Below are 11,596 nucleotides of genomic sequence, written 5' to 3' on the forward strand. Positions count from 1 at the left end.
GTTCCAGCCCGCCTGGCACCCGTGGTGAAAGCCGGCATCATGCCGGCGCACCTGGTGCCGGAGTGGGAAATCCCCGCTCGCGGTCTGTATGACGATCAGCCGCAGCGCCAGCGCGACGAAGCCGTGCGCTCCGCGACCTTTGGCGCCGCGGCGATCATCTACATGGCCCGGTCGCTGGGCCTGGGTTCGACGCCGATGATTGGTTTCGACGCTGAAGCCGTGCACCGCGAGTTCGGCCTGGCCGAAGACGAAGTGCCGGTCATGCTGTTGACCGTCGGACCGGAGCGAGCTGGCAACTGGCCGCAGAAGCCGCGCATGCCGGTGGCCGATGTGCTGGACTTTGCATAACGAAAATCCTGGATTCGCGGGCGCGCGAGAGCTCCGAGGAACCCAGGCAGGGACCTCAAGGTCGTCGTGGAGGACGCGAAGCCGACGCGTGAAAGCTCGAAAGACCTGCCACGCCCGCTAATTACCCCAACACAAATGTCGGAGGAGACAATTCCCATGAAAGCGATCGTAGTGACGGACCAGGCTGCAGGAGAGGCCGGGATGAAGCTGGTACAGCGGCCCGAGCCGCGGGCGGCAATAAACGATGTTGTTGTGGAGGTTCATGCGGCGGGATTCGTCAACACCGAACTGGAGTGGCCTTCGACCTGGGCTGATCGAACCTTTCGTGACCGGACGCCATCGATCCTCGGCCATGAAATGGCCGGTGTGGTCACTGCGCTTGGCTACGGCACTACGGGGCTGTCAATCGGCCAGCGCGTATTCGGCCTCGCAGACTGGCATCGCGATGGCACGCTCGCCGAGCATGTCGCTATGGAAGCTCGCAATCTCGCGCCGCTGCCCGGCGACGTTGACTTCACGGTGGGTGCGAGCCTGCCGATCTCCGGCCTGACCGCGTGGCAGGGGCTGTTCCAGCATGGCCGCCTTCAGGCGGGGCAAAGCGTGCTCGCGCATGGTGCGGCCGGTGCCGTCGGTTCGATGGTGACGCAGCTTGCAAGGGAGGCCGGGGCTTACGTCATCGGCACCGGACGCACTGCAGACCGCCAGAAGGCGCTCGACTTCGGCGCAAATGAATTCGTCGATCTTGAGAACGACTCTCTGGAAGACGTCGGCGGCGTCGATCTGGTGTTCGATGTCATCGGCGGCGGCATTCAGAAGCGGTCTGCAGCCCTGATCCGGGCCGGAGGCACGCTGGTGACCGTCGTCGGTCCTACCGACGTGCGGCCAGCGGATGGCCTGGCGATTGACTTTGTCGTCGAGACCGATCGCACCCAGCTATACGAGATAATTCAGCGAGTGCGGGACGGAACACTGAGGACGAACATCGGCAAAGTCGCGGCCCTCGACGACGCCGTTGCAACTTTCAACTCGAAAGAGCGACGTTCGGGAAAGACGATCATCCGCGTTCGGGCGTGAGGACTCGGGGGAGAGAGGGCAGCTCCTCTTTCTCCTGAAAGCCGAAGGTCCGCGGCAAACGCCGCGGCGTCAGATGTGGTTGCATCTTGGGAGTTCGAGTTCGGTGGCGTCTGCCTGCAGCAATCCCGGTAGCTGGCGAGATTTTGATCCAATACTGCGTTGTTTGTTGAATCTGAAGCCTGGAGGCAAAGACCCAGGCATGGCGGCGAGAGACGATTAAACATTGATCGATAGCTTCAGACCTTGCTTTGCCGTCGCGTGGTATATGCGCGAAGGCTAATGTCCGTCGGGAGTAGAAACATGCTGAGAATTGTAGGGGACCGAGACCCCGACTGGGCAGAAGGTCGACATCTTCACCATCGTGCCTTGTGGTGTAGCCAGCTATCAAGCCTGGGAGGACGGCGGCACAACCGTGCCGACGTTGTGTTCAAATGCCGACTTCTTCTACAGCGTCACCGGCAAGTGCGACTTCAACAAGCGCCCCTCGATAACGGCGCTGACACAGTAGGAGGTGTATCTCTTTGCCTTTGGGAAAGCGGCACGTGCTGCGCGTGTGACAAGACTTGATACCGGGATCACGCTCTTCGGGCAAAGTCTGCCGCATCCGATCATCCTGGCCCCGATAGCATATCTGCGGCTGGTGCATCCGGAAGCGAGGTGGCGGCGGCGCGCGGCGCCGGAGTGGCGGAAGCGGTGTTCACTTTGGGGACCACGGCGATGCAGCGATCGAGGATGGCGTGGCGGTGAGCCAGTCTCCAGTCTGGTTCCTGCTCTATTGGCAAAGCAATCGCGGTTTTAATGGCCAACTCTTAGCGCATGGCGGCACTTGGCGCAAAGGCGATCTGTGTGACGGTCGACATGCCGACGCCAGGCGATCGCCGTAGGCAGTTCCGGGCAGGATTCATAATTCCCGACGGCCTCGCAACGCCATACTTCAAGGACCGGAACACCGGCGTGCTCAAAGTTGGCACTGCGCAGCGGCGGCCATGCCGACCTGGGCGGATACTGCCTGGCTGCGTTCGCTGACAACCCTGCCGCTTATTCTGAAGAGCATCCTCGATCCTGAGGATGCCGAGCGGGCGATCGGAACGGGTGTCGATGCCATCGCGGTCTCGAACCAACCCTCCCGGCAATCATCGGCTTCACCAGATTACCGAGGTCGCGCCGCGTCGGCTTCGTGGAAGCGAACCTTCTCGTCAAGGCCGCTGAGCATGGTCAGCCGGCCGGATGCCTCGACAAAGGCTGGTGTGAGGTCGACACCATCGACCTGGCAGCCATAGGTGGCGGCCAGGAAGCGCGCCGGGCCGCCAATGCCGCTGCCGACATCAAGGATCCGGTCGGTGGGCGAGGGGGCAAGACCGAAACTGCCCTTCGCCGACAACACATTCAACGCGGCAATCTGCTTCTATGTCGGCATGAACATCGCCGACAAGGCGGCCGTCATCGGGCAGGCTTTTCGCGTTCTGAAGCCGGGCGGCAAACTGATCTGGACCGAAGCCGTGCTGGCTGCCGGCGAGCCGAATTATCCCTTGCCCTGGGCGGTTGCGCAAGAACTACATCCGCAGCCTGAGCGAAGGCAGATTGGTGTCACTGGCCGTCATCGTCTCGAAACTGCCTGACCGGAGCCTTGATCGCGAAGGGGCAGAAACAAAAAACCCGCCTTGGCGGCGGGAAGTTGGCGGACCCGCTACGCCACCATCATCACCGATGCTGACGGCCGGGAAATCGTCAGCGCCATCGGCGAATTCGCAGGCACTGCGCCCCACCCACGCCTGGGGCGTGTCGAGCAGGTCGCATCCGGCGTAGAAATCGGCATGTGCAGGATGGGGCCGGGTCGATAGCAAGTTGCGCGGCTACGATCTCGCTCGAGCTCAAAATCGGTAACCTGGTTTTAGGGCTGGAAACCCAGACTAGCTTATAGCGGAAGGTTTCGGCAACTCTGTCAGGCGGCGCCGGACTCCTGGCCGCGCTCAGAGCGGGCAAAGTCGCGGGCTGCGGCAGTGCCTGCGGGAAAGCCGCTGCGATCGCTGTAGTCGCGCGGCTTGGTCCCCCTGCGAGAGTGGCGCGCGGTGACGCCTTTCGCACCGATGATGTCGAGCAAAGCGATGCCGGCGACCACGGCAAGCGCAATGCCCACGTTGTCGCGCTTTGGATTGTCATGCCGATAAGCTGACAGCAACGTCGCGATGTCCAGGCCGTCGCCAGCCACCCGGCTCCAAAGCCCAGCCTGCTTGTCCACGGAAAGCGAGAGTATGCCGCTGCTTATCTCCCGCGCCCCATAGGCTCGGATGAGATCTTGCTTGCCGCTCATGCCGAGCGCACCGGCAATCCGCTCGGCACCAACCAGCTCGACGACACCCAGCGCGATGCTGAACCAGCCGAGCTTGCGGGCAAGGCCATCGAAGGCATCGGCCACACTCGGCCCGGCCTGCAGCACTTTGGGATCGCCAGGCGATCGGGTGATGTTGGTGAGTTTAGCGACCACGTTCATGACGATTCCCTACGGTTTCAAAACAACCTTGATGCAGCTGTCCTGCTTGTCGCGGAACACCTTGTACATCTCGGGTCCCTGCTCGAGCCCGACGGTATGGGTGATGACGAAGGAAGGGTCGATCTGGCCGTCCACGATGCGGCGCAGCAGATCCTCGGTCCAACGGGTGACATGGGTCTGCCCCATGCGGAAGGTGAGGCCCTTGTTCATCGCCTGTCCCATCGGAATCTTGTCGACCAGCCCGCTGTAGACGCCGGGGATCGAGATCACGCCGGCCGGCCGGCAGACATAGATCATCTCGCGCAACACATGCGGTCGATCATTTTCCATCAGCATCAACTGCTTTGCGCGATCGTAGACGGTGTCGGGCTGGGCCAGCGAGACATGGCTTTCCATGCCGACGCAATCGATGCACTTCTCCGGGCCATTTGCGCCGGTGAGTTCCTGCAGCCGTTCGACGACACTTTCCTCGGCGAAATTAATGGTGATGGCACCGCCGGCCGCCCCCATGGAAAGCCGTTCCGGCAGGCAATCGATCGCCACCACCTGTTTGGCGCCGAGCAGCAGGGCACTGCGTATTGCCATCTGCCCGACTGGGCCGCAGCCCCACACCGCAACCGTATCCGTAGGCTCTATGTCGCACTGTGCCGCGGCCTGCCATCCGGTGGGAAAAATATCGCCGAGGAAGAGAACCTGCTCGTCGGTAAGGTTGTCAGGCACCTTTAGGTGCGTGGCGTCGGCGAACGGCACCCGCAGGTATTCCGCCTGTCCCCCGGGATAGCCGCCCGTCAAATGGGTGTAGCCAAACAGACCAGCGGTGGTGTGCCCGAACACCTTGTCGCCGAGGTTCTTCTTGCGGTTCGTACGTTCGCAAACCGAAAAGTTCTGTCTCTTGCACTGGTCGCACTCACCGCAGATTATGGTGAACGGTACGACAATGCGGTCTCCCTTCTTCAGAGCGCCGTTGACGCCCCTGCCGACCTCCACGACCTCTCCCATCATCTCGTGGCCCATAATGTCGCCTGGCAGCATGGCTGGCACGTAGTTGTGGTAAAGGTGAAGGTCGGAGCCGCAGATGGCACAACTCGTCACCTTGATAATCGCGTCCCGTTCATCCTCAATTTCTGGATCGGAGACCTGATCGCAGCGTATGTCTTCCTTACCGTGCCAGACCAACGCACGCATAGCCCGCTCCTCTGTTGGCAAGGTCGATCGGGACCCGCGCTTGGCAAGCGGGCCATGCTATTCATCGACCGTGCCCGCCGCCTGTCGAACCGCAATGGCCGACCTATGTTCCGGGAGCTTGAGAGAATATTTTGGGCCATTCCAAACGGCGCCTTCGCCTGACCGCGACTCGCTTGCCGCTCCGTCTGAAGTCGGCTCCTCAGTCTTGATGCAGCTACGGCATGTCTTCGTTGTTTGTGCCATGCACGTTGGAGCCGTGCAGGAGGGACTGGATTTCGTCTAGATCGATGTTGCCGTCACCATTCTCGTCGATGCTATTGAACATCCTGCCGACCGCGCTTTGAACCTCGGCCTCGGACAGTGACCTGTCGCCATCCGTGTCCAACAGGCCGAACATAAGTCGCATGCCGGCACCGCGCATCATTTGGTGACCACGGTGTCGAGCCATTCTGTGTCCTCTGCCCCAGTCGCCACGATTTCGCCAATGGTCGCCATGCCGGCTAGCTTCATCGGGGGGGTCAGCATGCCCGTTGCGGTCGCCCTGGTCGTTGCGGCTATCTTCGTCACGGAAAGCTTCTTCAGAACCGCGATCCTGGTGCATCCTCTCCCGGACAGCTTGCTCAACCATCTGGCGGATTATTTCGCGTGTCTGTTCACCCCCCTGTCCGTTTGCGTTCGACCCGGCGCCGGGCTGTTCGGTCGCCGTCGTGGGTGCAGGCGTCGTGGGTGCCGGTGTTCCGCTTGACTGGGCGAGCGCCGGGGACGTGAGGGCTATGAAAGTGGCGGCGGCGGCCGTCGTGCTGTGTGGAAATCTCATGGCATGCCTCCATCGAACCATCGGCCGTGTTTGTTTGGGTCAAACTGGGGCTCGGTCTGATTGTTCCCTCAAGGGGATGAGGTCACGGCGAAGTTATAGGCCATGTGCCCGTGGGCGCAGGGCGACCACAACCAGAATGGTGGAGATGGTGATGGCATTCATGTCGTCGTAGCCGCCTTCTGGAATGGCGGAACGTGCCAAGGTGTTGCAGCGCTGTGGTGGAGCTTGCTTCGCTGCCGCGGCCTGCAGGGCGAGAGATCGCGCATCTCGATCTGCATCCACACGACTGGAAGCCAGAACAGGCCGGTAATGAGGTAAAGCAGGATCGAAAAGCGCAATCCACCCCTCGGTCGGCGAATAGGCGGAATGCCAGGCGAGGGCATGAGCCACCACCGCGGTTGCAGTGAACACGAATTCAGCGATCACGCGATGCGTGCGACCGTTACGATGGTCGCGGAATTTGCGGTCTGATGGGCGAGCAGCATGAACAAGGCGATGCCGGCCGGACGGCGAGTTGTTCGCAGACCGCCTCGGACGGTTCAGTGCAAGGATCAAATCCCCCTGCGCCGCTCATGGACGCAGCGCCAGCTCAGGAACCTGATCGGCGGGATCCGCGATGTTCATGGACCCGATTCCCGGCGGAAGTGCGGCATGTGGGCTGGATCGTTTGACAAGCGATCGGAATGTCAGGAAACCAGAGCGAGGCGGCGCGGCACAACCGGCGGCCAGCGCCTTGGCGAAGGTCACGCATGTCGACCTGCTGACCGCACGTCGGACAGATGTAGGAATATCCTTCTTGGGCTCGCCGCTGTAGAGCTTGCCGGGAATTGATCCACCAAGATCGGATTGCTCGTCATATCCATCGACTTGTCTCAAATGTTACCGAACTGTTCTGCGCATATTCCCGTCCGCTCGGTCAAAGTCTAACGATCAGGGAAGCACATTGGAAAGCACATGCGGTAACGGTTGATTCAACCATTGCTGGTATGTTGGTGTGGGTGGCGGCTCCGACAGTTGGGCGGGCGCTTCAGTGCCGGAGCCGCCTGCGCAGTCCGGTTGGGGTTTGACCGCGCCGTCCTATAATGGGACAGCGCGGTCAACGATTCGTTAAAATGCTCCGGAGCTAATTAAACGTGTGCTAAATTGAATCGCAGTGTTGCGAGTCAGCTCATGCGTTTGAAGGTCATCAGTCTATCGCGCAGGAAGGGCGAGGCGGTGTTAGCCGTCAGTCATTCTATCTCACGCGCTGACGACCTCTGGCGCATTCCAAGTCATCAATTGTGACATCAGCCGTTGAATCGACGCCGGTCCAACCGCCTGCTTCGTATTCGTTTCGCCGGAACCACCGATAGCTTCGCCCGTTGCTAAGCTGCCCCGTGACACACGAAATCATCGATCACTGCTTGATGTATGGCTAGCGACGGTGACTCACCAAAGACATGAACTCAGAAAAGAAACCAACGAAAGCTGGACCGTGTTTAACGTGTTGACTGGGCAGCCAGCAGACCCGTGGGCGCTCCGGCTAAGCTATGCCCGGACTCTTGTTCGCCTCTTGAACGCTGTCGAGTTGAAGCGAAAGGTCACTCGAAGTGACCTCTAAATACGCACTGCTGAAACACATCGGGAGCCGTTGGCAAAGCCACCGTTCCGTGGTCACCTACCTGAGACTCTCGCCCGATAGCAGAGGGTGACGTGGCAAGGCTTGAGCGCCCAACCTATGCCTGCAGCATCAAGAATATGATCCTGCCAAGAGCGCCTAAGAGCAGGGCGAATGCGGCGAAAGATTGAATAAAGAAGCCGGGGTACCGCTTCAGCGGTGCCGACAGGTAACCGATGAAGTAGGCAATCCTTCCCATTATCCAAAGCAGTCCCAGTGCAGCCGCCCATGGCGCGCTCCAGTAGACCGCGAAAAGGCACATCGACGGAAGAAAGTCCGGCAGCCATTCGATCGAGTTTGAATTAGCGCGGATTGTCCGCTCAAGCAGCGGATCCCCAGTCATGGTCGGGGCGAGAACGCCCGTCCTCTTGTGGGTTCTGGCGACTGTCAGCGCCATGCCAAAAATCATTAGGCTGCAAAGCAGCGTCACAATAGCCACCGAGAAATACCGTTCCATGCCTGCCTCCTCTCGTCGCGGAACAGGCAGGCAAGCAAAGGTTGTCGCCATGTGAAGCAGGTCGGCCTGAAGCCCGTAGATAGCGCAAAAACGCGTCTCTGGAAATGAGCTACGAAGGGTGGTCGATCTACGGTCGCATCCAACGCGCCTTCGGCGACTATGATGACATCGCCGCGGTGACGGCAGAGCCGACGTTGTCAGAGCCCGGTGACGTGCCGATCTTCAGCGCGGGCGTGCCTCGCGCAATAGACCAGCTCACGCTCAGCATCCCGGCGCCGATAGATTTTTCCAGCCTCAATCTCTCCTATACGCATCTTGAAAGTGCCGAAGGCCAGAAGAGCCAGATCGTTGGCCTTTCCTACAGCCAACAGATATTCAAGCGAAGCAGCCTCTATGCCACTGCCTTTACCGACCTTGAGGATAGCGGCAGCTTTGGAGTCTTGGCCGGCCTATCGGTTCCGTTCGGTGACGATATCACCGCTTCCACGGGAATAGAGCAGGGACCGGACGGCCTGAATGTCGTCGCCGACATCGCCAAGTCGGAGCGGTTGGAAGACGGCAGCATTGGCTGGCGAGCACGAACCTCGGAAGGCGACACGCCCAACCGGTCGGCCGCAGCAAGCTATCGCGCGCGCTTCGCCCGCTTCGAGGCTGGCGTCCAACAATACGGGAAGGACGTGCGGGCAACTGCGCAAATGGATGGCGCGATTGCCGTGGCAGGCGGCGGGGTCTTTGCCACAAATCGCATAGACGATGCTTTCGCCGTGGTCGAAGTCGGCGCTCCTGATGTCGACGTCCAGTTCCAGAACAGGCCGGTGGGAAAGACCAATCGGCAAGGGCGCATCCTGGTCCCCGGGCTTAACTCCTACGAACCGAACACGGTCTCCATCGATCCAAAGAATCTGCCAGTGAATGCGGACGTTCCGGCAACCAAGGAAGTCGTGATGCCAGCCGATCGCAGGGGGGTCGTGGTGAAGTTCGGTGTTTCGGAAGCGCCCGAAGCAGCGGTCGTCACTCTGGTCGACAGCACAGGGACCCCTTTGGAAGCCGGCCTGAAGGGGCGCATGGAGGCTGGCTCCGAAGAGTTTGTCATCGGCTACGATGGTGAGGCGTACATTCGAGGCTTAAGCGCACAGAACACGGTCGTGATCGATCGTCTGGATGGCACCTCCTGCAAGGCCGATTTTTTCTACACGCCCGCACCCGGTCAGCAAGTCGCAATCAAGGACGTGGCATGCAGGTAAACATGGGAGAACGAATGCTCCGTCTTGTCATCTTCATGGCCTTTGCCATGTTTCCGTTGTCCGCTTTGGCGCAAAGCTGCAGCTTCAGCGTCTCGAACATGAATTTCGGGTTGGTTGACACCCTCTCGGGCAGTCAGACCAACACGACCGCGACCATCAACATGAATTGCAGCGGCATTGTCGGTCAGCGCATCCTGATCTGTGCGCATCTTGCGGCCGGCACAGGCGGCGCGTCGTCGGCGACGGCCCGCTAGATGTTTAGCGGAGCCAACGCACTCAACTATCAGCTCTATCCCGACTCGGCACGCAGCGTGGTTTGGGGTTCTTTTGCCTGGGCCTACGCTTCCCGCCCTCCGGCACTGGCATTGACCCCCAAATGTATTGGGCTCAGCCACTGGAACGGCGACTATTTATGGCGCCGTGGCCGGAGGGCAGGGAACCGTTCCACCTGGAACCTACCTTTCGACATTCTCCGGTGCGCAGATCGAATTTCGCTATCGCTATACCTCCGGCAGCAGTTGCAGTACCGCCTCCGGTACGGTGGCGGCTGATCCGACTTTCACCATCAATGCGACGGTCGCCGCCAACTGCCTTGTATCGACGCAGAACATCGAATTTGGATCAAAGGGGGTACTTGACGGCAATGTTGATGCCACCGGCCAGGTCTCAGTCACCTGCACACCAGCAGCGGCCTACACGGTCTCGCTGAATGGCGGCACGACAGGATCGCCGCCGACAACTCGCAAGATGTCGAAAGGCGTGGAAACAGTGACCTATGGCCTCTGCAAGAATGCTGATCGAACTCAGCCTTGGGGCGACGCTTCCGTGCCCGGCAGCACAGTGCCGGGAACTGGAACTGGGGTCCCGCAAGTCTTCACGGTTTATGGTCGCGTCCCGCCGCAGGCTACTCCTTCCGCAGGCGTATACACCGACACGGTTGTCGTCACTGTGACCTATTGAGCGATGAAGGCCTTTCCGACAAGACCTTGGTCCGAATTGACATTTACCTGACCCGCTCGAATGATCCGGCCAATGCAGGGGCAGGGATCATGCTGGTAACAAGCATCGCGAACGGCACCTTCGAGCCGGAGGAACTGTCTCTTCTCCAGGGGCTGTTCGATATGCTTTGTGAGCTGCGCGGCATTAACCGCGAAAGCCCCGAAGCTACGACGGCTGCCGAAAGCCTGATTGCACGTTACAAAGCCGGCCTTCGCGGCGATGAACTTTTTCTATCGGTCGCGCCGGAGTAGCTGCTGCTCCAACTCTCTTCAGGCAATCCATCGGGAACCATTAAGGTCACAAAGGGGTTGGGCTCGGTCTAACCGTGCGGGCCAACCATGCAAGAGCTTTCTCCCGAGCAACAGCAGGCTACATCGCGTCTCATTCGGTCGTGGATTACTTCAGAGACGCTGCGCCGTCAAATCCGCCAACTGCTGGGAGGTCCAGCAGATTGGGATGTGACCGAGCAGCATCGGTCCATGCTTGACGAGCTGGATCGGAAGCTGAACGAATGACCCATGGCACAGCAGCGGTACGACTTTAAGGCAAGAGCCAGGTGGAAGCTGGACGGTGTTCGACGTGTTCACCGGCCTGGCGGCTGATGCGTGGGGCGCGCCGGCTGAAGGTCTGGACATGGGACATGCCGACGATCTGGTTGGCCTGCGAACGGCATTGACCTGAACCGTAGGGTCGCCCGGGGTGACTTCTAACCGTTGCTTCAATCTTCCCGCCGACCGCATCGACAGATGGTGATTTGGCAGGCTCGCCTATCGTGCTCTCTACCCGCTGCAGGATCGTATCGAGGGGCTCCGCGACCAGGATCTCGGCGAGCGGTCGATAGACGAATCGCAGGGACTCGGCGCGAGCAGACAGCTGAAGGCCCTTGCGATCCTCGGATTTGACTTCGCCGCGTCGGGAGTAACCCGTCCTTTCAGCGTGCGCAGCCCAATGGTAACTCCTGGGCGTCTTGCTCCCAGCGCTACAGCTCGAACCGCAGTTGACGTTGATCCGGCGGCAACACATCGCCTAGCGACGAAGCGTGACGCCATTCGGATGAGTTTCATGCCGCCCGTTCGCCAGGCGCTTCAATTGCCAAAGGGGGTGCGGTTCTATGTCAAAAGGGTAGGTCGGCACGATCAGATTACCAAGCAAGGGTGACGGTGACCGTGCCGACCGGCACTGGTCATAAGGAGGGACCCAAACAACCAGATCTACAAACTACGCGCAAAACGGTAATCCCGCAACTAAGCCCCATGGCCTAGGCTGCCCGTCAGGGCCATTGCGCGATAGCACCATAGGCACCAGAGTTGGGTATATATTAGCT

At 60.3% G+C, this 11,596-nt stretch carries 14 protein-coding genes and 3 pseudogenes; 10 read left to right on the forward strand and 7 right to left on the reverse strand.

What is annotated here, in order from left to right; all coding sequences use genetic code 11:
• The 5 genes and pseudogenes from EN990_RS32925 to EN990_RS36425 all read left to right on the forward strand — a co-directional run.
• Positions 1-348 (forward strand): nitroreductase family protein (locus EN990_RS32925; protein WP_206526369.1); only part of this gene is annotated, 348 nt, incomplete at its 5' end.
• A 156-nt stretch (positions 349-504) separates the two neighbouring features.
• Positions 505-1,422 carry an NADP-dependent oxidoreductase gene (locus EN990_RS32930; RefSeq protein ID WP_127367358.1) on the forward strand — a complete coding sequence of 306 codons (918 nt, stop codon included), beginning with the start codon at positions 505-507 and terminating at the stop codon, positions 1,420-1,422.
• A 553-nt stretch (positions 1,423-1,975) separates the two neighbouring features.
• Positions 1,976-2,221: an alpha-hydroxy-acid oxidizing protein gene (locus EN990_RS36420; protein ID WP_245461906.1), complete on the forward strand. Its 246-nt coding sequence runs from the start codon at positions 1,976-1,978 to the stop codon at positions 2,219-2,221.
• Positions 2,222-2,280: 59 nt separating this feature from the next.
• Positions 2,281-2,448 (forward strand): hypothetical protein, encoded by a 168-nt coding sequence (locus EN990_RS36845; protein ID WP_348629905.1) that lies wholly within the window; start codon positions 2,281-2,283, stop codon positions 2,446-2,448.
• Positions 2,409-2,504 (forward strand): annotated as a pseudogene (locus tag EN990_RS36425) (alpha-hydroxy-acid oxidizing protein); the annotation flags it as partial. The gene EN990_RS36845 and the pseudogene EN990_RS36425, both read left to right, overlap by 40 nt.
• A 68-nt stretch (positions 2,505-2,572) precedes the next feature.
• Here EN990_RS36425 and EN990_RS36430 read toward each other — a convergent pair.
• A complete protein-coding gene (locus EN990_RS36430) occupies positions 2,573-2,806 on the reverse strand; it encodes a methyltransferase domain-containing protein (protein ID WP_245459419.1) in 234 nt (77 codons plus the stop codon).
• Between the two features lie 31 nt (positions 2,807-2,837).
• Between EN990_RS36430 and EN990_RS32950 the strand changes: the two genes are divergently transcribed.
• Positions 2,838-3,041: a hypothetical protein gene (locus EN990_RS32950; protein ID WP_348629904.1), complete on the forward strand. Its 204-nt coding sequence runs from the start codon at positions 2,838-2,840 to the stop codon at positions 3,039-3,041.
• Positions 3,042-3,364: 323 nt separating this feature from the next.
• Here the strand turns inward: EN990_RS32950 and EN990_RS32960 are convergent, their stop codons facing one another.
• The 6 genes and pseudogenes from EN990_RS32960 to EN990_RS32980 all read right to left on the reverse strand — a co-directional run bounded on the left by EN990_RS32960 (position 3,365) and on the right by EN990_RS32980 (position 8,029).
• Entirely contained in the window at positions 3,365-3,913 is a 549-nt protein-coding gene (locus EN990_RS32960) for a hypothetical protein (protein ID WP_127370476.1), read from the reverse strand.
• A 9-nt stretch (positions 3,914-3,922) separates the two neighbouring features.
• Complete coding sequence (locus EN990_RS32965) at positions 3,923-5,098, reverse strand: zinc-dependent alcohol dehydrogenase (RefSeq protein ID WP_127366655.1); 1,176 nt, start codon at positions 5,096-5,098, stop codon at positions 3,923-3,925.
• Positions 5,099-5,312: 214 nt separating this feature from the next.
• Complete coding sequence (locus EN990_RS36435) at positions 5,313-5,504, reverse strand: hypothetical protein (protein WP_245469234.1); 192 nt, start codon at positions 5,502-5,504, stop codon at positions 5,313-5,315.
• A 14-nt stretch (positions 5,505-5,518) separates the two neighbouring features.
• Positions 5,519-5,665, reverse strand: a complete 147-nt coding sequence (locus tag EN990_RS36440) for a hypothetical protein (protein ID WP_245469235.1) — start codon at positions 5,663-5,665, stop codon at positions 5,519-5,521.
• 501 nt (positions 5,666-6,166) lie between these two features.
• Positions 6,167-6,418 (reverse strand): annotated as a pseudogene (locus tag EN990_RS32975) (DUF2269 family protein); the annotation flags it as partial.
• 1,212 nt (positions 6,419-7,630) lie between these two features.
• On the reverse strand, positions 7,631-8,029 hold the full coding sequence (locus tag EN990_RS32980; RefSeq protein ID WP_127366653.1) for an MAPEG family protein: 399 nt from the start codon (positions 8,027-8,029) through the stop codon (positions 7,631-7,633).
• Positions 8,030-8,118: 89 nt separating this feature from the next.
• On the opposite strand from EN990_RS32980, the pseudogene EN990_RS32985 reads away from it, so the two are divergent.
• From EN990_RS32985 to EN990_RS32995, 4 genes and pseudogenes are all read left to right on the forward strand, one after another.
• A pseudogene (locus EN990_RS32985) lies at positions 8,119-9,273 on the forward strand (fimbria/pilus outer membrane usher protein); the annotation flags it as partial.
• Positions 9,274-9,287: 14 nt separating this feature from the next.
• Positions 9,288-9,527, forward strand: a complete 240-nt coding sequence (locus EN990_RS36850; protein ID WP_245487238.1) for a spore coat protein U domain-containing protein — start codon at positions 9,288-9,290, stop codon at positions 9,525-9,527.
• A gap of 127 nt (positions 9,528-9,654) precedes the next feature.
• Complete coding sequence (locus EN990_RS36855) at positions 9,655-10,233, forward strand: spore coat U domain-containing protein (RefSeq protein WP_263499185.1); 579 nt, start codon at positions 9,655-9,657, stop codon at positions 10,231-10,233.
• Positions 10,230-10,523, forward strand: coding sequence for a hypothetical protein (locus EN990_RS32995; protein WP_164754994.1), 294 nt, complete (start codon positions 10,230-10,232; stop codon positions 10,521-10,523). The genes EN990_RS36855 and EN990_RS32995 overlap by 4 nt, the downstream gene beginning before the upstream one ends.
• Positions 10,524-11,596: the final 1,073 nt, after the last annotated feature.

Source organism: Mesorhizobium sp. M7A.F.Ca.US.005.03.1.1, from assembly GCF_003997975.1.
Classification (GTDB): Bacteria; Pseudomonadota; Alphaproteobacteria; order Rhizobiales; family Rhizobiaceae; genus Mesorhizobium; species Mesorhizobium ciceri.

What these genes read in the sequence shown, in the direction of transcription:
- EN990_RS32930 (WP_127367358.1), top strand. Translation starts at nt 505, where the DNA reads ATGAAAGCGATCGTAGTGACGGACCAGGCTGCAGGAGAGGCCGGGATG.
- EN990_RS36845 (WP_348629905.1), top strand. Translation starts at nt 2,281, where the DNA reads ATGCCGACGCCAGGCGATCGCCGTAGGCAGTTCCGGGCAGGATTCATA.
- EN990_RS32950 (WP_348629904.1), top strand. Translation starts at nt 2,838, where the DNA reads ATGAACATCGCCGACAAGGCGGCCGTCATCGGGCAGGCTTTTCGCGTT.
- EN990_RS32960 (WP_127370476.1), bottom strand. Translation starts at nt 3,913, where the DNA reads ATGAACGTGGTCGCTAAACTCACCAACATCACCCGATCGCCTGGCGAT.
- EN990_RS32965 (WP_127366655.1), bottom strand. Translation starts at nt 5,098, where the DNA reads ATGCGTGCGTTGGTCTGGCACGGTAAGGAAGACATACGCTGCGATCAG.
- EN990_RS36435 (WP_245469234.1), bottom strand. Translation starts at nt 5,504, where the DNA reads ATGCGACTTATGTTCGGCCTGTTGGACACGGATGGCGACAGGTCACTG.
- EN990_RS32980 (WP_127366653.1), bottom strand. Translation starts at nt 8,029, where the DNA reads ATGGAACGGTATTTCTCGGTGGCTATTGTGACGCTGCTTTGCAGCCTA.
- EN990_RS36850 (WP_245487238.1), top strand. Translation starts at nt 9,288, where the DNA reads ATGCTCCGTCTTGTCATCTTCATGGCCTTTGCCATGTTTCCGTTGTCC.